The organism is Lolliginicoccus lacisalsi (assembly GCF_014841105.1).
Lineage (GTDB): Bacteria > Actinomycetota > Actinomycetes > Mycobacteriales > Mycobacteriaceae > Lolliginicoccus > Lolliginicoccus lacisalsi.
The window spans coordinates 1-25378 of sequence record NZ_JACYWE010000011.1; the positions used below are offsets into that span (position 1 = coordinate 1).

Below are 25378 nucleotides of genomic sequence, written 5' to 3' on the forward strand. Positions count from 1 at the left end.
CCAGCGCAGTGCGCGATAACAAGGTGACAAAGGCCGCGGAGGGCATGCTCCGCCAGGCCGGGCTGATCTTCCAGCTCTTCGTCGATGTCATCCGCAACACCTTCCGCCGCCCGTTCCAGACCCGCGAGTTCATCGAGCAGGCATGGTTCATCGCCAACGTGACCATTCTGCCGACCGCGCTGGTGGCGATCCCGTTCGGCGCGATCGTCTCGCTGCAGACCGGCTCGCTGATCCGCCAGCTAGGTGCCGAGGGCTTCGTCGGATCCGCGAGCTCGCTGGCCGTCATCCAGCAGGGAAGCCCGCTGGTGACCGCCCTGCTCGTCTCCGGTGCGGCTGGTTCAGCCGTGACCGCCGATCTGGGCTCACGCACCATCCGCGAGGAGATCGACGCGATGAGGGTGCTGGGCATCGACCCCATCCAGCGCCTCGTGGTGCCCCGCGTGCTGGCGATGATCCTGGTCGCCGCGCTGCTCAACGGCCTCGTCGCCGTCGTGGGCGTGGGCGGTGGCTACGTCTTCAACGTCATGCTGCAGGACGGCACTCCAGGAACGTACGTCGCATCGTTCTCAGCGCTCGCGCAGTTGCCCGACCTCTGGATCGGCGAGGTCAAGGGCATGGTGTTCGGTGTGATCGCGGGCGTGATCGCCGCCTACAAGGGCCTCAATCCCAAGGGTGGCCCGAAGGGCGTGGGGGATGCGGTGAACGAGGGCGTGGTCATCAGTTTCCTCTTGCTGTTCTTCGCCAACTTCATCCTCACCGCTGTGTACATCCAGATGATCCCGCCGAAGGGGGCGTAAGGCATGACGGCAACCAAGGGCCGCCTCGATGTCATGGGGCGGCGCGCGAAGAAAGTCGCCAAGGCACCCCTCAATACGCTCGAGGACCTGGGCGGGCAGCTGTCATTCTATGGCCGCGCCATCGCCTGGATCCCCGCCGCCATCAAGAAGTACCCGAAGGAGATCACCCGGCTGCTCGCCGAAGTGACCTTCGGCACCGGTGGCCTCGCGGTCATCCTGGGTACCTTCGGAGTCATCATCGCGATGTCCGCCTTCACAGGCGTGGTCGTCGGCATGCAGGGCTATGCCTCGCTCGACCAGATCGGCGCCTCGGTGCTGACGGGCTTCATCGCGGCATACATCAATACCCGTGAGGTGGCGCCGATCATCGCGGCGCTGGCCTTGTCGTCCACCGTCGGTTGCGGCTTCACGGCCCAGCTCGGCGCGATGCGCATCTCCGAGGAGATCGACGCCGTCGAGGTCATGGCGGTACCGAGCCTTCCGTTCCTCGTCACGACCCGCATCGTGGCTGGCTTCATCGCCGTCATCCCGCTGTATGTGGTGGGCCTGCTCTCCTCGTACTTCGCCTCGCGAGCCATCAACGTCTACCTCAATGGCCAGTCGACTGGCTCGTACGATCACTACTTCAACCTATTCTTGCCACCCGAGGATGTGTTGTGGTCGTTCGGCAAGGTGATGATATTCGCGTTCGTCCTCATCATGGTGCATTGCTACTACGGCTATAACGCCAGCGGTGGCCCGGCTGGTGTGGGCGTGGCCGTCGGTACTTCAGTGCGTACGGTCATCGTGACCGTCGCCATCCTTGACTTCTTCCTGAGCCTCGCGATCTGGGGCACGACTACCACAGTGAGGGTTGCCGGATGAGTGCTGCACCCAGCAAAAACAGGCTGCGCTTCGTCGGACTGATCTTTCTCGTCCTGATCCTGACTTTCGTGCTGATGACGGTGCTGATCTTCATGAAGGTCTTCAAGCCGGTCACCAAGGCGACCGTGATGGTCGAAACGCTCGGCAACTCGCTGAGCAACCAGGCCGACGTCAAGATCAACGGTGTCGACGTCGGTGAGGTCCGCAGCACGAGCATCAGCCCGGGCGGAGGCCAGGCGGAGATCGAGATCGCCATCGATGCGGACCGGACCTCGTACGTCCCGGAGAACGTCACCGCGCGCATCGCCCCCAAGACGCTCTTCGGCGAGCGATACGTCGCCCTGATCCTGCCGGAGAACCCGGTGGGCGAGATCCAGGCGGGCGCGGTCATCCCCGAGGCGACCCAGGGCAGCGTCATTGACGCCTCGCGCATGTACGACGTGTTCCACGATCTGCTCACGGCAGTGCCGCCCTCGGACCTCGCTGTCACTCTCGGCGCGCTGAACCAGGCCTTCGACGATCGCGGCGACAAGCTCGGGGTCATGATCGACCGGTTCCAGGAGATGGCGACGAGCATCAATACGGAGCAGCCCAACCTCGAGGCAACGGTCCGGGACTTCGCGACTTTTGCCGATACCTACTCCGATGCCCTTCCGGATTTGATCAACGCGCTCGATACCTTCCGCACCACCAACCAGACGGTCATCGAAGAACGATCCAACGTCGATGCGATGCTGGTATCGCTCACCCGTTCGTCGAACCAGCTCGCGGATTTCCTCAACACCAACGGCGGTAGCCTCATCACCATCGCCTCGGACTCAAGGGAGACCCTGGAGATGCTTGCCCGGTACTCACCGGCCTACGGATGCGCCATCGGCTACTTCGCTGACCTCGAACCGAGGCTCGACCGCGCATTCGGCGCGGGGCTCGAGGATCGCGGCACAGGCCTCTCGGTGACGGTGGAGCTCGCGAACCCGCGCGGCCGTTACCTCCCCAACCAGGACGAGCCACGACTCTTCGATACTCGCGGCCCTGTCTGCTACCAGCCCGTGCCGCCGGGCCAGGGCAACTTCGGCCAGTACCCCGGTGGCGCGATCAATGACGGCACCTACCCCGTGCCCTCGCGCAACCCCGGGCCGCAGAACCTGCAGGAACTGCCAGATCCCTTGGCCAGCGTGGTGAGCACGAGTGGCCCGGACCTCGCCGGTTCCGCGGCGGAACGCGATGCACTGAGCGTCATCTACAGCCAGGGCACCGGAATCGCGCCCGACGACATCCCAGGATGGACCACCATGATCGGAGCACCAGTACTTCGCGGGGCGGAGGTGAGCATTCGATGAAGAGTCTCGCCGCACCCCTGATCAAGCTGATTGTCTTTGCCGTGGTCACGATCATGGCCGTCTCTGTGCTCGCGGTTGCCGTCGCGAACTACCTTCCGACCTCGGGCGCGAAGTACACCGCCCAGTTCACCGACGTCACCTCCCTCGCCGTCGGCGACGAGGTCCGGATCGCGGGCATCCGCGTCGGTAAGGTCACGGCCATCAACCTCTTGCCCCGGGGTGCCGAGCGTGACATCGCCGAGGTGGAGTTCCAGTTGCAGGATGGCATGGAGGTGCCCTCCAACATCGATGCCTCGATCCGATACCGGCACCTCGCCGGCCAGCGCTACGTACTGCTGACCAGGGGAACCACCGGGGACGAGTCCGAGATGCTGCAATCGGGCGATGTGATCCCGCTGGAGCGCACGACGCCGGCCGTCAACCTGACCGTCCTGTTCAATGGCTTCCGGCCACTGTTCGAGACCCTCAACCCCAACGACGTGAACCGGCTCGCGGACCAGATCATCCAGATCTTCCAGGGCGAGCGGACAAACGTCACCCAGCTCGTAGCGAATGTCGGCACCCTGACCAACGCCATCGCCGACAAGGACGAGGTCATCGGAGCTGTCATCGCGAACCTCAACTCCGTGCTCGAGCGCGTCAACGAGCATGACGAGGACATCAAGGAAATGGTGACCTCCCTCGACATCCTGGTGAGTGGCCTCGCGGAGGACCGCGGGACCATCGGCAGCGCGGTCGACTCGCTGTCCGTGCTCACCACCGAGCTGTCCGCGCTTCTCGAATCGTCCCGCCCGTCGATCCAAGGCACGATCGGAGGCGTTGAGCAGCTCGCGGGCAACCTCAACGAGGGGAGCGCAGAGGTCGAGTCCGCTCTGCAGAACCTGCCGGTCAAGCTCGAGCGAGTGGGCAAGACGGCATCGCTCGGCTCTTGGTTCTCCATCTACCTGTGCGGGCTCGACATCATGCTCGGACCGGGCGCACCCTCCACGGTTAATGTTCCCGGCGGCATCCCGCGGCTCAACCAGCCGATCTACACCAATGCCTCGCCACGCTGCCAACCTGGAGGTATCCAGTGACCACGCACCGTAATCCCGCTATTACCGGCTTTATCGGTGTCATCGTGATCCTCGCGGCCACGGCGTCGGCGTTCTTCCTCAACGATGTCCCGCTGTACGGCCAGGCGCAGAGCTACACCGCCGAGTTCAGCGAGACCGCGGGAATGGACGTTGGTGCCGAGGTCCGTGTCGCGGGCGTCAAGGTCGGTGAGGTCACCGGCCTGACTCTCGAGGGCGACCGCGTGGCCATCGACCTCCGCGTCGAGGACACCTGGGTCGGCGACCGCACCGAGGCCTCGATCCAGATCAAGACCGTGCTTGGGCAGAAGTTCGTGTCGCTCGAACCACGCGGCACCGAGGCACTCAATCCACGCGAACGGATCCCGCTGGAGCGTACGAATGCTCCCTATGACGTCATCCCGGCGTTCTCGGACGCGGCGGAGACTTTGGGCGAGATCGACATGGAGCAGGCAGCGGACGCCTTCCGGACGCTTTCGGACGCCTTCGCCGATACGCCCGAGCACATGCGCAATGCCATCGACGGTGTTACGCGGCTCTCGCAGACCATCTCGCAGCGCGACGAGGAGCTCGTGCGGCTCCTCGATGAGACGCGGCAGACCACGCAGATCTTCGCGGACCGCAACGAGGAGTTCAGCCGCTTGATCACCAATGCGGGACTGTTGCTCCAGGAGCTCAACATCCGTCGCGAGGCGATCTCGATCCTCCTTAGGTCGAGCCAGGACCTCTCCACCGAGCTGACCGGCCTGGTCGAGGACAACGAGGCCCAGATGGGCCCCGCGCTGGCACAGCTCCAGGGAGTCACCGACATCCTCGTGCGCAACCAGGATGCGTTGCAGCGCGGCGTGAACCTGCTCGCGCCGTTCTACCGGGTCTTCGCGGACACGCTCGGAAACGGTCGCTGGTTCGATATCGCCATCGTCAACCTCACGCCACCGGGGTTGCCTGAGGTTCCAGGCGTTCGTGCCCCGATCAACACCGAGGGAGTTAACTGATGGCCAAGAAAGGCATCGGATTCATCGCGGGCGCCCTGGTGGTGGTGCTCCTCGTCGGGGTCATCATCTGGTGGCTGCTGTTCCGCCCCGGGATGCAGATCACCACGCACTTCCCAACGACCGTTGGCATCTACAGCGGCACCAAGGTGCGCGTGCTGGGCATGGAGGTCGGCAAGGTCTCCAGCGTCACCCCCGTGGGTGATGAGGTCCGCGTGGAGATGAACATCGATCGGGGCGTCGAGCTTCCCGCTGACGTGTTCGCCCTGCAGATGACGCCGTCCCTCATCTCGGACCGATACATCCAGCTGGCGCCCGGCTACTCGGGCGGCCCGACGCTGGAGGGGCCTGACGCCGAGATCCCCCGGGAACGCGCCCGCGTCCCGGTCGAGGTTGATGAGATCTATCGCTCGCTGGCCGAGTTCACCGAGGCCATGGGTTCGGATGGGGCAAACCGGGACGGCGCGCTGTCGGAATTCATCGACACCTCCCACGCAAACCTGGTCGGCAATGGCGAGGCACTGGGCGAATCGATCACTGAGCTCGCCGCGGCGTCGCGGACGTTCTCGGAAGGCAGCGAGGACTTCTTCGGAACGATCCGCAACCTGCAGGAACTGACGACCGCGCTGGCCGAGAACGACACCCAGGTGCGCAACTTCAACACGCAGATGGCGGTCTTCACCAACTATCTCGCCGGTGAGCGGGAAAACGTCGGTGCCGCGATCAACCAGCTCTCCTTCACGCTCGACGACGTCGCGCGCTTCGTCAACGACAATCGCGAGGCGATCTCGTCCAACGCCGACGGGCTTGCCCAGGTGACCTCCCGGTTGACGCAGGAGACCGACGCGCTCCGAGAGATCCTGGTGACCGCGCCGCTCGCGATCAGCAACCTCGCGAACGCCTACGACGCGGAATCCGGAACGCTGGCCGCTCGACTCAATCTGCTCGAGCTCCAGGATCTCGGTGGCTCGGTCTGCGGCTTGGTCGACCTGCAGCGCCTGTACCCGGGTGATCAGCGCTTCGCTGACCTCGGCAGGCAGATGGCACCGATCCTCGAGCAATGCGACGGCCTTGCCCAGCAGATCAATGCGGGGGTTCGGAGCCCAGGAGTGGTCCTGCCGCTGGGCATCATGAGCAACCAGCTCATCGAGGGTGCTGGCCCGGTCCCCGGTACGGTTCCCGGCGTCCAGGCACCCATCGCGCTTACTGATGTCGAACGCTCACTGGTCGGAGGTGGACGGTGATCAATCCGTCAAGGGGCAACGCTCCACGAACCAGCAACGCAACGCCACGGCGACGGCCCGGTCGACTGATCGGCCTGGGCGCTAGCCTGGCGGCAGTGGGTGCGATGACCACTGGCTGCGTGCTGGAGGACGGCATCTACACGATTCCGCTGCCCGGCGGCGCGGACCTCGGATCTGATCCGATCTCGGTCACCGCCGAGTTCGACCAGGTGCCCGAGGTCTTCCCCGACACCATGGTGAAGGTCAACGGCGTCAACGTTGGAATGGTCGACGACGTGAACCTGAGCGACGGTGGCTGGAACGCGATCATCTCGATTCGCCTGCGCGAGGGGCTCGAGCTGCCCGTGAACTCGGTGATCTCCATCCAGCAGACCGCGTTGCTCGGAGAGAAGTTCGTTGCCATCGAGCCACCGGAAGGGGACAGGTCCCCCGAAGTGATCGAGGACGGGCACTACATCCCACCTGACAACAGCCGGGTCCAGATCGAGATCGAGGACATCTTCGGGGCACTGTCCCTGCTGCTCAATGGCGGCGGCGTCGCACAGATCCAGCCCATCCTCGATGAGCTCGAGAAGGCCTTCGGAGGCCGCGAGCCACAGATCAAGTCGCTGCTGCAGGAGACGAACACACTGGTCAACAGCCTGAACAACCAACGAGGCGAGATCCAGCGTGCTCTTGACAACCTCGAGGTGATGTCTGCGCGTCTCGATGGCCAGCGTGACCAGATCAGCGCGATCGCCGAGGAGATCCCGCGCGGAACACAGATCCTCGCGGAGCAGACCCCGCAGCTCATCGAGGCGCTCCGCCAGATCGAGGCAATGAGCACCATCGGCTCGGACGTGATCAGCACGGTCCGGGAGGATCTTGTCGCTGACCTGCGGGCATTGCGCCCGATCGTGCAAGCGCTCGCCAACACGGGACAGGACTTGCCCGAGGCGCTGTCGATCCTGCCGACCTACCCGTTCCCGGATACCGCGATCGAAGCTTCCTTCGCCGGGGCGGTCAATGGGTGGCTCACCGTGGACCTCCAGCTCGCCGATACCCTGGAGAACCTAGGGATCGGGCAGCCGCCGCCGCAGTACATCGCACCGTACGGGCAGCCGCAACCGGTCATTGACCCGAGCAACCCCTACGTCAACGGGAACGGGCCGGTGCCAGGTCCGGGGACCGCGCCGCTGATCCCGCTGGGCAACCTGTTGCCCGCGCGGGCGCCGGTGGAGTCACCACTCGGACAGTTCCAGGAACTCCTCGACACCTTGGGGGTCGGCCAGCCATGATGTCTCGCTTTGTCAAGATCCAGTTGGTCATGTTCGTGGTGATCGCCGTCGTGGGCGTCGTTTTCGTCGGCGCCAAGTACGCGCGGTTGCACACCTTGATCGGCTTCGGCGAGTTCTCCGTCTATGTCGACATGGGCGAGGAAGGCGGCACCGGCGGCATCTTCCCGCTCGCCGAGGTGACCTACCGCGGTGTTCCGGTCGGATTGATCGGCGAGCTCGAGCCGGTCGATGGCGGCACGCGCGTGGAGCTGCTGATCAACACGAGCAGCCCGGACATCCCAGCGTCGTCCCGGGCAGTGGTGGCCAACCGCTCGGCCGCGGGCGAGCAGTTCCTCGACCTCCGGGCGGAGACCGAGGAGGGGCCGTACCTCGAGGAGGGGTCGGTCATCGGGTTCGAGAAGTCCTCCGCGCCGGTCCGTGTCGACCGCCTGCTCGATGGTCTCTATGACTTGTCGCAGTCGATCCCGCTGGAGAAGTTCCGCGAGGTCGTCGAGGAGACCGCATCGGTATTCCATGCACGGGGAGAGGACCTCGGGACGATCATTGACTCGTTCGACACCTTCTCGGAGGAAGCGAACGACTCCATGCCAGAGGTCCTGGATTTCCTCCGCGATGGCAGCATCTTCCTGCGCACGCAGGCGGAGCAGCAGAACGAGATCCGTTCCTTCTCCAGTGATCTCGGCCTGATCACCGATCAGTTGCAGCAAAGCGATCAGGACATCCGGCGCATCATCGGTACGTCTACGAGCGCGAGCGACGCCGTGAGCGCGCTGCTCGATCGTGGCGGACCGTCACTGACGCGGATCCTGAGCGACACCGCGCCCATCGCGGAGGTGCTCGGCGAGCGGGGCATGTACCTGCGGCCGGTGCTGCAGGCGTTGCCCGCGCTCGGTGCCGCGGCCTACACAGTGGCGCCCAACGATGGGACCGCGCACTTCGGGCTGGTCTTCGAGCTCAATAATCCACCAGCATGCACGGTCGGCTACGAGGGCACCCGCGAGCGAATGCCCGCAGGGCCAACGATCGACACGGTGTACAACGGCACGCACGCTGACTGGGAATGGGACACCACGGTCGGGTGCCGCACCCCGCAGGGCAACCCGACGGGCGTGCGCACGTCCAACAAGATGGTCTACGCGGATCCCAACACGGTGCAGCCGTGGGACAACAACCCGAAGGTCGCTCCCGATACCGCGAACCTCAACCCGTTCGCGCAGCAGACCGCGCAACTGCTCAATCTGCTCGACGGCGGCTAGCAAGACACCATCTAGTGGGGCCCGGGCAATGACTGGGCCCCACTAGATGTGTGTTTGCTTGCGGTTTCCTGAGAACCGCATGGGTAGTTCGGGCCAGGCACACGGCGAAGGTACGGTGAACGCGTGAGTGAGAAGCAAGGCACAGAATCCGGGACCAAGACGGATACGCCACAGAGGCACAGCGGCGCGACGATCGCCCTCGGGGTGATCGCCGTCCTGCTGATCGGGGCCATCGGATGGCTCGCCTGGGTGTGGTGGGGGGTGTTCGACGGGCGCGGCGTTGCCACGGAGCGTGATCGGGTGCTGACCGCCGCGCATGGCGCCGTCGTCACGATGAACTCCCTCGACGGGGATGACCCCGAGGGAACCCTCGAGGAGATCCGCACCGTGATCACGGGCGAGGACATCAACGCCCAGATCGACCAGGCGGAGGAAGCACTGCTCGGCCGCGACACCGAGGGCCGACGGATCAGCGTCGAGGTCACCGACATCGCGCTGGAGTCGTTCGATGCCGAAGCAGGCATCGCGGAGGTGTTCGCCGTGCTCAACCAGACCGCTGAGCGCCCTGATACGGGGAACGTCGTCCAGCGCGTCATCGCTGGGATGACGATGACCAAGGTTGATGGCAAGTGGCTGGTGTCGGCCTCGGACTACGTGGCTCTCTCGACCCCGATCGTTGGCGGTCCGGGCGAGGGGGACGCGCAGCAGGATCCGGCCGTGCCGGGCGAGGCTCCCGCCCCGCAGCCGGAGGACGGCGCTCCGCAGCAGGAAGGTGGCGAGGCGCCACAGCCCGAGGAGGGTGAGTGAGCGTGCTCGCTATCGCTGACCGTGGCGCGCTGATCGCGAGCGCGCCTGACCGCCGCAGATTCATCGAGGGAGAGTAGTCATCATGGTGCGACGCAATACCGCGGGCGGGCAACGGCCGGAACGTGGTCGCCGCCCCCGGATCGCCGGTCACAATCGCTCCCGGACCGAGCAGCACGCGGAAGCCCAGGGCGCGCGAGCTGCGACGGAGGGGACGGACCAGTCTTCTGGCAGCGCGAGGAACGACGGTCCCGCGACGACCAAGGGCACGCCCCGCTGGCTCATCGCGCTCGTCGTTGTGCTCGCGCTCGTCGCGGCGATCGCGACGGGGGTTCTTGCCGGAACCCGTGGCGTGGGCGCGCTCGCCGGCGCCAGCTCCGCTGCGGACGGGGGCTCTGGAAATCGAGCTTTCGTGGATGCGGGCGAGACGCGGGAGGTCAAGCTTCGTGCCGTCGAGGCGGTCGAGGCGATCTTCAGCTATAGCCACGAGACGCTCGAGGAAGACTTTGAAGCTGCTCGCGGGTACCTGACTGACTCGATGCGGGAGAACTACGATTCCACCATCGGAGTCACCCAGGACGTGGCGCTCCAGCTTGGCGCGGTGGTGGAGACCACCGTTCCGCGCGCTGGCGTGGTGTCCCTGAGCGATGGCGAGGCCGAGGTGCTCGTGCTGACAGCGGTGAGCACCGTGAGGTCCGATGGCGCGGCTGACCAGGCTTCGGGGCCGTTGCGACTGGAACTGGTCGAGGTCGACGGGGAGTGGCTCGTCGATGCGATCATCGAGCGGTAGGGCTCACATTCGCCGGGGCTGCGTTATCGCCTCTGATTGGGTACGATCTCGATAGGCAGTCGGCAGTGCCTGGATTGCGCTATTCGCGTACCAGCAGCACTGCGTGGCTGGGGAGCGCCGGGCCTTGCCGGACGCTCCGGGATGCGGCCTGTCGACGCGACTCGACAAGTGTCGACTATTTTTGCGTGGGATTCGACATCTCAGCGCCGATCGTCTATCGTTGGACGTTGCGCTGGCTGCCTCCTGTACACCACTCGTCCCTCGATCGTGCTTCGTCTCGTCTGATCGTGAGTTGAGGGGTTCGTTCGGGTTGCCTCCAGCGGACTCAATCACTCAGCAAAGCAGACGAAAGCGTTTGCCGTCCGCGAGCCGGGCGGCGCGCGTGAGGTGCTGGAAGGACGCATCTTGGCAGTCTCCCGCCAGACCAGTTCAGTGGCCGGCATTCCCGGAGCTCCGCATAGGGTCTCCTTCGCGAAGATTCGCGAACCCCTCGAAGTCCCTGGGTTGCTTGACCTTCAGTTGGATTCATTCGAATGGTTGATCGGCGCGGAAAGCTGGCGCGAGCGCGCAGCTGCCCGCGGCGAGGACGCCACCGCCAGCGGTCTTGAGTACGTGCTTTCGGAAATCTCCCCCATTGAGGACTTCGCGTCCTCGATGTCGTTGTCCTTCACCGACCCGCGATTCGACGAGGTCAAGGCCTCCGTCGAGGAGTGCAAGGAAAAGGACATGACCTACGCGGCGCCGTTGTTCGTGACCGCGGAGTTCATCAACAACGAGACGGGCGAGATCAAGAGCCAGACGGTCTTCATGGGCGATTTCCCCATGATGACCAACAAGGGCACCTTTGTCATCAATGGCACCGAGCGTGTCGTGGTGTCCCAGCTGGTTCGCTCGCCGGGCGTCTACTTCGACAAGACCCGCGATAAGTCCACTGAGAAGGACCTCTATAGCGTCAAGGTGATCCCGAGCCGGGGTGCCTGGCTCGAGTTCGACATCGACAAGCGCGACACCGTCGGCGTCCGCATCGACCGCAAGCGCCGCCAGCCCGTCACCGTGCTCCTCAAGGCGCGTGGCTGGACCAACGAGCGGATCCGCGAGCGCTTCGGCTTCTCCGAGATCATGATGTCGACTCTCGAGAAGGACAACACCGCAGGCACCGATGACGCGTTGCTTGATATCTACCGCAAGCTGCGCCCGGGCGAGCCCCCCACCAAGGAGGGCGCCGAGAGCCTCCTCGATAGCCTGTTCTTCAAGGACAAGCGCTATGACCTCGCGCGGGTCGGCCGGTACAAGGTGAACAAGAAGCTCGGGCTGGCCATTGATCCGGCCACGACGACGCTCACCGACGAGGACATCGTCTCCACCATCGAGTACCTCGTTCGCCTACACGCCGGCGAGACCCTGATGACCAGCGTCAACGACGTCGAGGTCACGGTCCGCACCGACGATATCGATCACTTCGGCAATCGTCGCCTGCGCACCGTCGGCGAGCTGATCCAGAACCAGATCCGGGTCGGCCTGTCCCGCATGGAGCGCGTGGTCCGCGAGCGCATGACCACCCAGGACGTGGAGGCCATCACTCCGCAGACCCTGATCAACATCCGGCCCGTGGTCGCGGCGATCAAGGAGTTCTTCGGAACCTCCCAGCTGTCGCAGTTCATGGACCAGAACAACCCGCTGTCGGGCCTGACCCACAAGCGGCGCCTGTCGGCACTGGGCCCCGGTGGCCTCTCCCGTGAGCGCGCGGGGCTGGAAGTCCGTGACGTCCACCCCTCGCACTACGGCCGCATGTGCCCGATCGAGACCCCGGAAGGCCCGAACATCGGGCTGATCGGCTCGCTCTCGGTCTACGCGCGGGTGAACCCGTTCGGCTTCATCGAGACCCCCTCCCGCAAGGTCGAGGGTGGCGTTGTCACCGACGAGATCCGCTACCTCACCGCGGACGAGGAAGATCGCTTCAACATCGCGCAGGCCAACTCGGCTATCGACGCGCAGGGGCGGTTCGTCGATGAGCAGGTCCTCGTGCGGCCCCCGGCCGCGAGCGACTCCGAGGTCGAGTTCGTCGCGGCGGACGAGGTCCAGTACATGGATGTCTCGCCGCGGCAGATGGTCTCGGCAGCTACCGCGATGATCCCCTTCCTCGAGCACGACGACGCCAACCGTGCGCTCATGGGCGCGAACATGCAGCGCCAGGCTGTCCCGCTGCTCCGCAGCGAGGCGCCCCTGGTGGGCACCGGCATGGAGCTGCGCGCCGCGTATGACTCGGGCGATGTGATCCTCACCGAGAAGGCAGGCGTGGTCGAGGAGGTCTCGGCCGACTACATCACGATCAGGGCCGACGACGGGACCCGGCGCACCTACCAGCTGCGCAAGTTCAGTCGCTCGAACCAGGGCACCTGCATCAACCAGCGCCCGATCGTTGACGAGGGCCAGCGGGTCGAGATCGGCCAGGTCATCGGCGACGGTCCCTGCACCGACCAGGGCGAGATGGCGCTCGGCAAGAACCTGCTCGTCGCGGTCATGCCGTGGGAGGGCCACAACTACGAGGACGCGATCATCATCTCGCAGCGCCTCGTGGAGGAGGACACCTTCACCTCGATCCAGATCGAGGAGCACGAGATCGATGCGCGCGACACCAAGCTCGGGGCCGAGGAGATCACCCGCGACATCCCCAATGTCGCCGATGAGGTCCTTGCTGATCTCGACGACCGCGGCATCGTGCGCATCGGCGCGGAGGTCCGCGATGGCGACATCCTCGTCGGCAAGGTCACCCCGAAGGGCGAGACCGAGCTGACCCCCGAGGAGCGGTTGCTCCGCGCGATCTTCGGCGAGAAGGCCAAGGAGGTCCGCGACACGTCGCTGCGCGTGCCGCACGGCGAGCCCGGCAAGGTCATCGGTGTCCGGGTCTTCTCCCGCGAGGACAACGACGATCTCCCGCCCGGTGTCAATGAGCTCGTGCGCGTGTACGTAGCGCAGAAGCGCAAGATCCAGGATGGTGACAAGCTCGCTGGCCGCCACGGCAACAAGGGCGTCATCGGCAAGATCCTCCCCACCGAGGACATGCCATTCCTGGCCGACGGCACCCCGGTCGATATCATCCTCAACACCCACGGCGTGCCCCGCCGAATGAACATCGGCCAGGTCCTCGAGTCCCATCTGGGATGGATCGCGAAGTCCGGCTGGAAGGTCGACATCGCCAACGGCATGCCCGATTGGGCGGAGAAGCTGCCGCAGGAGGTCCTTGAGGCAGAGCCCGATACGCGCACCGCTACCCCGGTGTTCGATGGGGCCAAGGAGGACGAGCTCGCTGGACTGCTCGGTTCCACCCTGCCCAACCGCGATGGCGATCACATGGTGGAGGCGAACGGCAAGGCGAACCTGTTCGATGGCCGCTCGGGCGAGCCGTTCCCGTACCCGGTCGCGGTCGGCTACATGTACATCCTCAAGCTGCACCACATGGTCGACGACAAGATCCACGCGCGCTCGACCGGGCCCTACTCGATGATCACCCAGCAGCCGCTCGGCGGCAAGGCCCAGTTCGGTGGCCAGCGCTTTGGTGAGATGGAGTGCTGGGCGATGCAGGCCTACGGTGCTGCCTACACGCTGCAGGAGCTGCTCACCATCAAGTCGGACGACGTGGTGGGCCGCGTCAAGGTGTACGAGGCGATCGTCAAGGGCGAGAACATCCCCGAGCCAGGCATCCCCGAGTCGTTCAAGGTGTTGCTCAAGGAGCTCCAGTCGCTCTGCCTGAACGTCGAGGTGCTGTCCTCGGATGGCGCCGCGATCTCGATGCACGACAGCGATGACGACGACATCGAGCGCACCGCCGCGAGCTTCGGGATGAACAGCCGCGCGATCTGATGGGGGCGATAGCCACCGCGTCCCCGGATGCGGTGGCGCTCCGGCGCCCGTCGCGGACACGCGTCATGGTGCTTTAGCTGAACAAGGTATTGCAGTCCGGCCTCGCAGGCCGGGGAACGTATCCAGCCTGCGAGGCCAATAACCCTTACGGGGAAAGGAAGTTACGTGCTAGACGTCAACTTCTTCGATGAACTCCGCATCAGCCTGGCCACCGCGGACGACATCAGGGCCTGGTCGCACGGTGAGGTCAAGAAGCCTGAGACGATCAACTACCGCACCCTCAAGCCCGAGAAGGACGGACTCTTCTGCGAGAAGATCTTCGGCCCCACCCGGGACTGGGAATGCTACTGCGGCAAGTACAAGCGCGTCCGCTTCAAGGGCATCATCTGTGAGCGCTGCGGTGTCGAGGTAACCCGCGCGAAGGTGCGTCGCGAGCGCATGGGGCATATCGCCCTCGCCGCGCCGGTCACTCACATCTGGTACTTCAAGGGCGTGCCGAGCCGTCTTGGCTATCTGCTGGATCTCGCGCCGAAGGATCTCGAGAAGATCATCTACTTCGCGGCGTATGTCATCACCCACGTCGAGGACGAGATGCGTCACAACGAGCTCTCCACCCTCGAGGCGCAGATGAACGTCGAGAAGAAGGGCGTGGCCGATCAGCGCGACGCTGATCTCGCCGAGCGCGCGCAGAAGCTCGAGAGCGACCTCGCCGAGCTCGAGGCCGAGGGCGCCAAGGCCGATATCCGCAAGAAGGTCAAGGATGGCGCCGAGCGGGAGATGCGCCAGATCCGTGACCGCGCGCAGCGCGAGATCGATCGTCTCGAGGAGATCTGGACCGTCTTCACCAAGATGGCGCCCAAGCAGCTCATCGTCGACGAGCTGATCTACCGCGAGCTCGAGGACCGCTACGGCCAGTACTTCGAGGGCGGCATGGGGGCCGAGGCCATCCAGAAGCTGCTCGAGACGTTCGACGTCGAGGGCGAGGCCGAGATCCTGCGCGAGGTCATCCGCAGCGGCAAGGGCCAGAAGAAGATCCGCGCCCTCAAGCGGCTCAAGGTCGTGGCCGCGTTCCAGTCGACGGGCAACTCGCCCGGCGGCATGGTTCTCGACGCCGTACCGGTGATCCCGCCGGAGCTGCGGCCGATGGTCCAGCTCGACGGTGGCCGGTTCGCCACGTCCGACCTCAATGACCTGTACCGGCGCGTCATCAACCGCAACAACCGGTTGAAGCGGCTCATCGACCTCGGGGCTCCCGAGATCATCGTCGCCAACGAGAAGCGCATGCTGCAGGAGTCCGTGGACGCGCTGTTCGACAATGGTCGTCGTGGCCGTCCGGTCACCGGGCCGGGCAACCGTCCGTTGAAGTCCTTGTCGGACCTTCTCAAGGGCAAGCAGGGCCGGTTCCGCCAGAACCTGCTGGGCAAGCGTGTGGACTACTCGGGCCGCTCGGTCATCGTGGTCGGTCCGCAGCTCAAGCTGCACCAGTGCGGCCTGCCCAAGCTGATGGCCCTTGAGCTGTTCAAGCCGTTCGTGATGAAGCGGCTCGTGGATCTCAACCACGCGCAGAACATCAAGGCCGCCAAGCGGGCGGTCGAGCGCCAGCGCACCCAGGTCTGGGAGGTCCTCGAAGAGGTCATCTCCGAGCATCCCGTGATGCTCAACCGTGCGCCTACCCTGCACCGCCTCGGTATCCAGGCGTTCGAGCCGATCCTCGTCGAGGGCAAGGCCATCCAGCTGCATCCGCTCGTGTGCGAGGCGTTCAACGCTGACTTCGACGGTGACCAGATGGCCGTGCACCTGCCGCTGTCCTCGGAGGCACAGGCCGAGGCCCGCGTGCTGATGCTGTCGTCGAACAACATCCTCTCGCCCGCCTCGGGCCGCCCGCTCGCCATGCCGCGACTCGACATGGTGACCGGCCTGTACCACCTGACCCGCCTCGTGGAGGACGGCAAGGGCCAGTACAAGGCAGCCGCGAAGGATGTGCCGGAGCGGGGCGTCTACGCCTCGCCGGCGGAGGCGATCATGGCCTTCGATCGTGGCGAGCTCGGCTTGCAGTCGATGGTCAAGATCCGCCTCAACCATCGTCGCCCCACCAAGGACGACGAGCGGGAGCTGTTCCCCGAGGGCTGGAAGCTCGGTGACGCCTGGATCGCCACCACCACCCTGGGCCGGGTCCTGTTCAACGATCTGCTGCCGCGCGACTACTACTACGTCAACGACGTGATGCCGAAGAAGCGGCAGGCCGTGATCATCAACGATCTCGCCGAGCGCTACCCGATGATCGTCGTCGCGCAGACCGTGGACAAGCTCAAGGACGCCGGCTTCTACTGGGCAACCCGCTCGGGCGTGACGGTAGCCATGTCCGACGTGCTCGTGCCGCCGGACAAGGAGCAGATCCTCGCGGTGTACGACCAGAAGGCCGCGAACCTCGAGAAGATGTACCAGCGGGGCAAGCTGTCCTCCGATGAGCGCCATGACGGTCTCGTCGAGATCTGGAAGCAGGCCACGGACGAGGTCGGCAAGGCGCTCGAGGCGTACTACCCGGATGACAACCCGATCCCGATGATCGTGAAGTCCGGAGCCGCGGGCAACATGACGCAGATCCGGTCGCTCGCCGGCATGAAGGGCCTGGTGACCAACCCGAAGGGTGAGTTCATCTCGCAGCCGATCAAGTCCTCGTTCCGCGAGGGCCTGACCGTGCTCGAGTACTTCATCAACACCCACGGTGCCCGCAAGGGCCTCGCCGATACCGCGCTGCGCACGGCGGACTCGGGCTACCTGACCCGTCGTCTCGTGGACGTCTCGCAGGACGTCATCGTTCGCGAGGTCGACTGCGGCACCTCCCGCGGCCTGGAGATCCCGATCGCGGAGCACACCCAGGACGGCAGCCTGATCCAGGTCGAGCATGTCGAGACCAGCGCGTATGCCCGCACCCTCGCGGCCGATGCGCTCGATGCGAACGGCAATGTCGTTGTCGAGCGCGGCCACGATCTTGGTGATCCGGCGATCGAGAAGCTCATCGAGTCGGGAATCACCAAGGTCAAGGTCCGCTCGGTGCTGACCTGCACCACCGCCACTGGTGTGTGCGCGATGTGCTACGGCCGGTCGATGGCTACTGGCCAGCTCGTGGATATCGGCGAGGCCGTCGGTATCGTCGCGGCCCAGTCCATCGGTGAGCCAGGCACCCAGCTGACGATGCGTACCTTCCACCAGGGTGGTGTCGGTGACGACATCACTGGCGGCCTGCCCCGCGTGCAGGAACTGTTCGAGGCCCGCGTGCCCAAGAGCAGGACCCCGATCGCGGAGTCCGCTGGCACCGTGCGCATCGAGGACGATGACCGCTTCTTCAAGATCATCGTCACTCCTGACGATGGCAGCGACGAGGTGCACATCGACAAGCTGCCCAAGCGGCAGGGCCTGGCCCGGTTCAAGCATGCCGATGGCGTGGAGCGCATCCTCGCCAACGGTGATCGTGTCGAGCTCGGGCAGGAACTGCTCGAGGGCTCTGCGGATCCGCACGAGGTGCTTCGCGTCCTCGGGCCCCGCAAGGTGCAGATCCACCTCGTCAACGAGGTGCAGGAGGTCTACCGGTCGCAGGGCGTGTCGATCCACGACAAGCACATCGAGGTGATCATCCGGCAGATGCTGCGTCGCGTCACCATCATCGATTCGGGCTCCACCGAGTTCCTGCCCGGCTCGCTCGTCGAGCGCGCCGAGTTCGAGGCGGAGAACCGTCGTGTGGTGTCCGAGGGTGGCGAGCCGGCCTCGGGCCGCGCGGTGCTCATGGGTATCACCAAGGCGTCGCTGGCCACCGATTCGTGGCTGTCCGCGGCTTCCTTCCAGGAGACCACCCGGGTGCTCACCGATGCGGCGATCAACCGTCGCAGCGACAAGCTCATCGGCCTGAAGGAGAACGTGATCATCGGCAAGCTGATCCCGGCCGGAACTGGCATCGCCCAGTACCGGGACATCCAGGTCCAGCCGACCGAGGAGGCGCGCGAGGCGGCATTCGCTGTCACCTCGTACGACGACACCTACTTCAGCCCCGATGCGTTCGGGACCAGCTCTGGTGTCGCGGTGCCGCTCGATGACTTCGGCGGATTCCAGGACATGCGCTAGGAGCCAGGCATAGCAGCGATGCCCGCTTCCGGATCATCCGGGAGCGGGCATCGCTTTGTCGTGGGTGGCGGGGCGGCGGGGCAGTCCTATGCCTGCGCCGATGCGCAGGGCACCTAGTCGAGTGGCGCTACCTTGGCCTGGGCGCTGGTCTTGCCGTTGACGGTGAACCAGGTGATGAATGCCTTCTCGTCCTGGCGGATGGCGAGCTCGACCTCGGCGTCGGGCGGGATGGGCGCGAGGTACTCGATGGCAGTGCGCGTGGGAACGGACTGGAGCTCGGGGCGGTGGTGGAGGACTTCCTCGACGGCCTGGAGGTAGATGCTGTTGTTGACGTGGCCGAGCAGGTCGATGTCCACGGCGCGGATGGGGAAGGCGGCGCGGGTGTCACGCTCGAGGGGTGTCTCGGTTATCCAGGAGCGCCAGCGCAGGCGCTGCGTCTCGGCGGTGGAGCCGAGCATCTTCTCGAAACCGTCGGTGATGCGAGTGGGCATCCCGCTGGTGGGGCTGAGGTTGATCCAGAATCCCTCGGTCTCGATGAGGCCGCCGGTGGGGGTGGAGAGCCGGACCCGCATGGTGCACCAGCGGCTCGAGATTCCGGAGCACCAGCGCTCCACTGTGACGGTATCGGGGAACGTGATGGGCTCGATGATGTCGATGACGGTGCGGCGAACGACCCAGATGGGGTGCTCGCCGCGTGCCTCGACGTGGTCGAGGTGGTCGAAGCCGGCGTCCTGGAGGTAGCGCGCGACACCGTCGCGGCGGAGCGATGTGTTGCGGTCGACGTCGCCGGCACGGACGGGCCAGGAGGTGCGGAAGACGTGGGGGCTGTCGGGGAGCGGTGCCAGGCGTGCGTCGAACATGGATTCCTCGGAGTCGTGCGGTTTCAGCGCGGGACGTGGAATGTGACGAGGGTACAGGAACCGGCGGCGAGCTTGTCCCAGTCGTGCTTGGTGGTGAGCACCGCGAGGGCTGAGGTGGGGTATTTGGCCCGGATGCGCCCTGCGGCCTCGCCGGTGTCGTTGGCGGCGAGGTAGAGGGTGGCGTCCGGGATGCCGGGCCAGTGCCCGATGACGAGGATGGCCTGGATGCTGGGCTCGACGAGTCCTATTTCCTCGATGATGGATTGCTCGTCGGCGCCGTAGAGCTCGGGGACGAACGTGACGGGAGCGTCGATCCTCGCGGCGGCGAGCGTGTCCCGGGTGCGGCGGGAGGTGGAGCACAGGACGAGGTCGATGCGGGGGGCATGCTCGCGCAGCCAGTCGCCGGCGAGCGCTGCCTCGCGCTCGCCGCGGTCGGCGAGGGGGCGGTCGTGGTCGCTCGTTGCCGGTGGGTAGGCGGATTTGCCGTGGCGCAGGAAGATCAGGGTGCGGCCGGTGTCCATGATCGGCAACCGTAGTGCGGTGGGCGACGGGGCGCGGGGGAGCGGCGTGGACGTATCCGGATCGTGCTCAAACCGTTTGCTCGTGCCGCGGGGCCGTGGTGGCGGTGTCGCGCATCCGGGATTCTCAGGCAATACACACCAAAAAAGAATCATGCATGCTTGCTTCTTTATCGGCGAGCTGTCACTCTTGTCTCACATAACTCGGCCGATCCGGAAGCGAGCCCATGTCCGATCCCACCCGTCTTGTCACCGAGGTCGTTGACGACCTCGACGCCGAGGGCGACGCCCTCGAGGCCCTTGTCGCGGGCCTGCCGCCCGATCAATGGTCGCGGCCCACGCCCGCCGAGGGCTGGACCATAGCCCACCAGATCGCCCATCTCGCCTGGACCGATGCCGCCTCCATCAAAGCCGCCACCGATCCCGAGGCCTTTCAGCAACTCGTCACCGAGGCTTGGAGCAATCCTACGGGCTTCGTCGACGAGGCCGCTGAGGAATGGGCGCGCATCCCTCCCGCGCAATTGCTCGAGACCTGGCGCGCGGGCCGGCACGAGCTCTCAGAGGCCTTGCGAGCAGTCGAGCCCGGCAACAAGATCCCCTGGTTCGGCCCGCCGATGAACCCGGTGTCCATGGCCAGCGCGCGCATCATGGAGACCTGGGCGCACGGCCTCGACATCGCCGACACCATCGGCGCAGCGCCAGAGCCCACCGCGCGCATCAAGCACGTCGCCCACATCGGCGTCCGGGCCCGTGACTTCGCCTACGCGCTCAATCAGCTCACCCCTCCCGCCGAGCCGTTCCGCGTCGAGCTCGTCGCCCCGGACGGCGCGACCTGGACGTGGGGCCCCGAGGATGCCGCGCAGCGCGTCACCGGGACAGCGCTCGACTTCTGCTACCTCGTCACCCAGCGCCGCAACATCGCGGACGTCGACCTGAGCGCCGAGGGTGAGGACGCGCGCCACTGGCTCGGGATCGCGCAGGCCTTCGCGGGCCCTCCAGGCAATGGCAGGCCGCCCGCAAGCAGCCAGTAGGCCACATCCATGACTCCGTCGCACACCTGAAGCAACAAGGACACCACATGCCACAACCCACCATGATCAGGGTCGGAAACTGCTCCGGCTTCTACGGCGACCGCATCTCCGCCATGCGCGAGATGCTCGAGGGCGGCGACCTCGACTACCTCACCGGCGACTACCTCGCTGAGCTCACCATGCTCATCCTCGGCCGCGACCGCATGAAGGATGCTGGCCTCGGCTATGCCAAGACCTTCCTCCGGCAAGTGGAGGACACCCTCGGGCTCGCTCTCGAGCAGGGCGTCAAGATCGTCACCAACGCGGGCGGGCTCAACCCGGCTGGCCTCGTCGCCAAGATGCAGGAGTTCGCCAAGGCCCAGGGCCTCACCGCCAGCATCGCCCACGTCGAGGGAGATGACCTGCGCGAGAGGGCCCAGGAGCTCGGCCTCGGCACCCCGCTCACCGCCAATGCCTACCTCGGCGCCTTCGGCATCGCCGAATGCCTCAACGCCGGCGCGGACATCGTCGTCACCGGCCGCGTCACCGATGCCTCCGTCATCGTCGCCCCCGCCATCGCCGAGTTCGGCTGGGGGCGCACCGACTTTGATCAGCTCGCCGGCGCCGTCGCCGCCGGGCACATCATCGAGTGCGGCACCCAGGCCACCGGCGGCAACTACGCCTTCTTCTCCGAGATCCCTGACCTTGGCCGCCCCGGTTTCCCCATCGCCGAGATCCACCCCGACGGCAGCAGCGTCATCACCAAGCACGAGGGCACCGGGGGAGAGGTCAGCGTCGGCACTGTCACCGCCCAGCTGCTGTACGAGATCTCCGGCGCGCGCTACGCCGGGCCCGACGTGACCACCCGCATGGACAGCATCGAGCTGTCGCAGGAGGGCCCCGATCGGGTCCGCGTCAGCGGAGTCACGGGCGAGGCACCGCCGCCGGACCTCAAGGTCTCGCTGAACACCCTCGGCGGGTTCCGCAACCAAATGGAGTTCATCGTCACCGGCCTCGACCGCGAGAAGAAGGTCGAGCTCGCGAAGTCCCAGCTCGAGTCCTGGCTGACCAAGCGTCCCGCCGAGCTGCGCTGGGAATACTCCGGCACCGCGAAGGAGGATGCCGAGACCGAGGAGCAAGCCACCTCGCTGCTGCGCTGCATCGTCAAGGATCCCGACCCGAAGGTCGTGGGCCGGGCCTTCACCAGCGTCGCCGTCGAGCTCGCGCTCGCTAGCTATGCGGGCTTCACGTTCACCTCCCCGCCCGGCGACGCCCAGCCCTATGGGCTGTTCACGCCCGGCTACGTCCCGCAGGACAAGGTCCCGCACATCGCGGTCCTGCCCGACGGCACCCGCGTCGATATCCCCGCCCCCGAGCAGGTGCAGGCCCTCGCCGATGTGGACGAGCCCGCGCTGCCGGAGCCCATCGAGCCCGGCGAGACCCGTTCCGTCCCGCTCGGCCTCGTCGTCGGCGCGCGCAGCGGTGACAAGGGCGGCAGCGCCAACATCGGCGTCTGGGCCCGCAGCGACGAGGCCTGGGCCTGGCTCGCCCACGCGCTCACCGTCGAAGAGCTCAAGCGGCTCCTGCCCGAGGCCAAGGACCTCGAGGTCACGCGCTACGTGCTGCCGAGGCTCCGGGCCGTGAACTTCGTCATCGAGGGCATCCTCGGGCAGGGCGTCGCCTCCCAGGCCCGCTTCGACCCGCAGGCCAAGGGCCTCGGCGAATGGCTCCGCTCCCGCCACATGTACATCCCCGTTTCCCTCCTCCCCGCATGACCGCACCCCGGAAGGTGAATCCCAGCATGACCTCAGCAGGCACCTGGCCATCCCGCTCGCTATGGGAGAGCCCCGAACGACTCGAGCTCCGCAAGACGGTGCGCCGTTTCGCCGAGCAACACATCCTTCCGTACCAGGAGCAGTGGGAGCGTGACGGCGAGCTGCCGCGCGAGCTCCACAAGAAGGCCGGCGACATCGGCCTGCTCGGCGCTGGCTTCCCCGAGGAGGTCGGCGGCGGCGGGGGCAACCTCATCGACGCGATGATCGTCGCCGAGGAGATCTGCTACGCCGGTGCCCCCGGTGGCCTGCTCGCCTCCTTGTTCACCCACGGCATCGCCCTGCCGCACATGGCCACCGCTGGCGATCCCGACCACCTCGCCAAGTGGGTCCGCCCCACCCTCGACGGTGACCTCATCGGATCCCTCGCCATCACCGAGCCCGGCGGCGGCTCCGACGTGGCTAGCATGCGCACCACCGCGCGCCGGGAGGGCGACGAGTTCGTCATCAACGGCTCCAAGACCTTCATCACCTCCGCGGTGCGGGCCGACTTCGTCGTCACCGTCTGCCGCACCGGCGAGAAGGGCCAGCTCTCGCTCATCGTCGTCGAGAAGGGCACCCCGGGCTTCACCGTGGCGCGCAAGCTCGACAAGATGGGCTGGCTGTGCTCGGACACCGCCGAGCTGCACTACGACGACGTGCGCGTGCCCGCCGCCAACCTCATCGGCGACGAGCACAGCGGCTTCCAGCAGCTCGCCCAGGGCTTCGTCACCGAGCGGGCCGCCCTCGCCGTGCAGGGCTACGCCAGCGCGCAGCGATGCCTCGACCTATCGGTGCAGTGGTGCCGCGACCGCGAGACCTTCGGCCGCCCGCTCATCAGCCGCCAGACCGTGCAGGCCACCCTCTCCGAGATGGCCCGCAAGAGCGACGTCGCCCGCGTCTACAGCCGCCAGCTCATCGAGCGCTTCACCTACGGCGACGGCGACCTCATCGCCGAGATGTGCTTCGCGAAGAACACCGCGGTGGAGACCGGTGAGTGGGTCGCCAACCAGGCGGTGCAGCTCTTCGGCGGCATGGGCTACATGCGGGAGAGCGAAGTAGAGCGGCAATACCGAGACATGCGCCTCCTCGGCATCGGGGGCGGCACCAACGAGATCCTTACCGGCCTGGCCGCGAAGCGATTGGGGTTCAAGGCATGACCACACTGAAAACGACTCTGGACACCTCCTCCGAGGATTTCGCTGGCGCCCGCGAGGCCATGCTGGCCAAGCTCCAGGAGGTCGAGGCCGAGTACGACAAGGCCCTCTCCGGCGGCGGCGAGGACAAGATGGCGCGCCACCGCAAGCGTGGCAAGCTGACCGCCCGCGAGCGCATCGAGCTGCTCATCGATCCGGATTCCGCGTTCCTCGAGCTGTGCCCGCTCGCGGCCTGGGGAAGCGACTTCCATGTCGGCGCGAGCCTCGTCATCGGCATCGGTGTCGTCAGCGGCGTCGAGTGCCTCATCGTCGCCAACGACCCCACCGTCAAGGGCGGCACCTCCAACCCGTGGACGCTCAAGAAGTCGTTCCGGGCAAACGAGGTCGCCTTCCAGAACCGGCTTCCCGTCATCTCCCTCGTAGAGTCCGGCGGAGCTGACCTGCCCACGCAGAAGGAAGTCTTCATCCCCGGTGGCAAGATGTTCCGGGACCTCACCCGTGCCTCCGCGGCGGGCATCCCCACCATCTCCCTGGTGTTCGGCAACTCCACCGCGGGTGGTGCCTACATCCCCGGCATGTCCGACCACGTGGTGATGATCAAGGAGCAGTCGAAGGTCTTCCTCGGTGGCCCGCCCCTGGTGAAGATGGCCACCGGCGAGGAGTCCGATGACGAGTCCCTCGGCGGCGCCGACATGCACGCGCGTGTCTCCGGCCTCGCTGACTACTACGCCATCGACGAGCCCGACGCCATCCGCATCGGCCGCGACATCGTCTCCCGCCTCAACTGGCACAAGAAGGGCCCCGAGCCGCGCGCCGACTACGCCGACCCGCTCTATGACTCCGAGGACCTGCTCGGCGTGGTCCCCAGCGACCTGAAGATCCCGTTCGACCCCCGCGAGGTCATCGCCCGCGTCGTCGACGGCTCCGAGTTCGACGAGTTCAAGCCGCTCTACGGCACGTCGCTGGTCACTGGCTGGGCGCAGCTGCACGGCTACCCCGTGGGCATCCTCGCCAACGCCCGCGGCATCCTGTTCAGCGAGGAATCGCAGAAGGCGACGCAGTTCATCCAGCTCGCCAACCGGGCCAACACCCCGCTGCTGTTCCTCCACAACACCACCGGCTACATGGTCGGCAAGGAGTACGAGCAGAACGGCATCATCAAGCACGGATCGATGATGATCAACGCCGTCTCCAACTCGAAGGTCCCGCACATCTCGCTGCTCATGGGCGCCTCCTACGGAGCCGGCCACTACGGCATGTGCGGCCGCGCCTACGACCCCCGCTTCCTGTTCGCCTGGCCGAGCGCCAAGTCCGCCGTGATGGGCGCCCAGCAGCTCGCGGGCGTCATCTCGCTGGTCATGCGGGCTGGGGCCGAGGCCAAGGGCAAGCCGTTCGACGAGGAGTTCGACAAGAACATGCGTGCCATGGTCGAGGCACAGATCGAGGCGGAGTCGCTGCCGATGTTCCTCTCCGGCCGGCTCTTCGACGACGGCGTGATCGACCCGCGCGACACCCGCACCATCCTGGGCCTCTGCCTCTCCGCGATCCACACCGAAGCGGTCGAGGGCACGGACAACTTCGGCGTCTTCCGGATGTGAGTGGACC

Annotated in this window: 18 protein-coding genes; 16 read left to right on the top strand and 2 right to left on the bottom strand. The window is 66.1% G+C overall.

Annotation, left to right across the window (positions count from 1 at the left end; all coding sequences use genetic code 11):
* Positions 1 to 44 precede the first annotated feature (44 nt).
* The 12 genes from HT102_RS15100 (at position 45) to HT102_RS15155 (ending at position 18417) form a co-directional block, all read left to right on the top strand.
* The gene (locus HT102_RS15100; RefSeq protein WP_192040306.1) at positions 45 to 797 is read left to right on the top strand and encodes an MlaE family ABC transporter permease; all 753 of its coding nucleotides are present in this window, start codon (positions 45 to 47) and stop codon (positions 795 to 797) included.
* A 3-nt stretch (positions 798 to 800) separates the two neighbouring features.
* Positions 801 to 1661 (top strand): MlaE family ABC transporter permease, encoded by an 861-nt coding sequence (locus HT102_RS15105; protein WP_192040283.1) that lies wholly within the window; start codon positions 801 to 803, stop codon positions 1659 to 1661.
* Positions 1658 to 3001, top strand: coding sequence for an MCE family protein (locus tag HT102_RS15110; protein ID WP_192040284.1), 1344 nt, complete (start codon positions 1658 to 1660; stop codon positions 2999 to 3001). Before HT102_RS15105 ends, HT102_RS15110 begins: the two co-directional genes overlap by 4 nt.
* On the top strand, positions 2998 to 4077 hold the full coding sequence (locus HT102_RS15115) for an MCE family protein (protein WP_192040285.1): 1080 nt from the start codon (positions 2998 to 3000) through the stop codon (positions 4075 to 4077). The genes HT102_RS15110 and HT102_RS15115 overlap by 4 nt, the downstream gene beginning before the upstream one ends.
* Positions 4074 to 5069, top strand: a complete 996-nt coding sequence (locus HT102_RS15120) for an MCE family protein (RefSeq protein WP_192040286.1) — start codon at positions 4074 to 4076, stop codon at positions 5067 to 5069. Before HT102_RS15115 ends, HT102_RS15120 begins: the two co-directional genes overlap by 4 nt.
* Positions 5069 to 6310, top strand: coding sequence for an MCE family protein (locus tag HT102_RS15125; RefSeq protein WP_192040287.1), 1242 nt, complete (start codon positions 5069 to 5071; stop codon positions 6308 to 6310). The genes HT102_RS15120 and HT102_RS15125 overlap by 1 nt, the downstream gene beginning before the upstream one ends.
* A gap of 95 nt (positions 6311 to 6405) precedes the next feature.
* Entirely contained in the window at positions 6406 to 7587 is a 1182-nt protein-coding gene (locus HT102_RS15130) for an MCE family protein (protein WP_333473490.1), read from the top strand.
* Positions 7584 to 8843 carry an MCE family protein gene (locus tag HT102_RS15135; RefSeq protein WP_192040288.1) on the top strand — a complete coding sequence of 420 codons (1260 nt, stop codon included), beginning with the start codon at positions 7584 to 7586 and terminating at the stop codon, positions 8841 to 8843. Before HT102_RS15130 ends, HT102_RS15135 begins: the two co-directional genes overlap by 4 nt.
* A gap of 123 nt (positions 8844 to 8966) precedes the next feature.
* A complete protein-coding gene (locus HT102_RS15140; RefSeq protein ID WP_192040289.1) occupies positions 8967 to 9650 on the top strand; it encodes a hypothetical protein in 684 nt (227 codons plus the stop codon).
* Positions 9651 to 9732: 82 nt separating this feature from the next.
* On the top strand, positions 9733 to 10437 hold the full coding sequence (locus HT102_RS15145; protein ID WP_192040290.1) for a hypothetical protein: 705 nt from the start codon (positions 9733 to 9735) through the stop codon (positions 10435 to 10437).
* A gap of 387 nt (positions 10438 to 10824) precedes the next feature.
* Positions 10825 to 14298, top strand: coding sequence for a DNA-directed RNA polymerase subunit beta (rpoB, locus tag HT102_RS15150; protein WP_192040291.1), 3474 nt, complete (start codon positions 10825 to 10827; stop codon positions 14296 to 14298).
* 165 nt (positions 14299 to 14463) lie between these two features.
* Positions 14464 to 18417, top strand: a complete 3954-nt coding sequence (locus tag HT102_RS15155; RefSeq protein ID WP_192040292.1) for a DNA-directed RNA polymerase subunit beta' — start codon at positions 14464 to 14466, stop codon at positions 18415 to 18417.
* 113 nt (positions 18418 to 18530) lie between these two features.
* On the opposite strand, the gene HT102_RS15160 is transcribed toward HT102_RS15155, so the two are convergent.
* Together HT102_RS15160 and HT102_RS15165 are read right to left on the bottom strand one after the other, a co-directional pair.
* Positions 18531 to 19277 (bottom strand): acyl-[acyl-carrier-protein] thioesterase, encoded by a 747-nt coding sequence (locus tag HT102_RS15160; RefSeq protein ID WP_192040293.1) that lies wholly within the window; start codon positions 19275 to 19277, stop codon positions 18531 to 18533.
* Between the two features lie 23 nt (positions 19278 to 19300).
* The gene (locus HT102_RS15165) at positions 19301 to 19798 is read right to left on the bottom strand and encodes a SixA phosphatase family protein (RefSeq protein WP_192040294.1); all 498 of its coding nucleotides are present in this window, start codon (positions 19796 to 19798) and stop codon (positions 19301 to 19303) included.
* A gap of 224 nt (positions 19799 to 20022) precedes the next feature.
* Here HT102_RS15165 and HT102_RS15170 point away from each other — a divergent pair, with 224 nt between their 5' ends.
* Genes HT102_RS15170 through HT102_RS15185 form a run of 4 tightly spaced genes read left to right on the top strand, consistent with a single transcriptional unit; the run spans position 20023 to position 25371 of the window.
* On the top strand, positions 20023 to 20826 hold the full coding sequence (locus HT102_RS15170; RefSeq protein ID WP_192040295.1) for a TIGR03084 family metal-binding protein: 804 nt from the start codon (positions 20023 to 20025) through the stop codon (positions 20824 to 20826).
* Positions 20827 to 20873: 47 nt separating this feature from the next.
* Positions 20874 to 22580, top strand: coding sequence for an acyclic terpene utilization AtuA family protein (locus tag HT102_RS15175; RefSeq protein ID WP_225443764.1), 1707 nt, complete (start codon positions 20874 to 20876; stop codon positions 22578 to 22580).
* A 26-nt stretch (positions 22581 to 22606) separates the two neighbouring features.
* Positions 22607 to 23776 (top strand): acyl-CoA dehydrogenase family protein, encoded by a 1170-nt coding sequence (locus HT102_RS15180; protein ID WP_192040296.1) that lies wholly within the window; start codon positions 22607 to 22609, stop codon positions 23774 to 23776.
* Positions 23773 to 25371, top strand: a complete 1599-nt coding sequence (locus tag HT102_RS15185) for an acyl-CoA carboxylase subunit beta (RefSeq protein WP_192040297.1) — start codon at positions 23773 to 23775, stop codon at positions 25369 to 25371. The genes HT102_RS15180 and HT102_RS15185 overlap by 4 nt, the downstream gene beginning before the upstream one ends.
* Positions 25372 to 25378 lie beyond the last annotated feature (7 nt).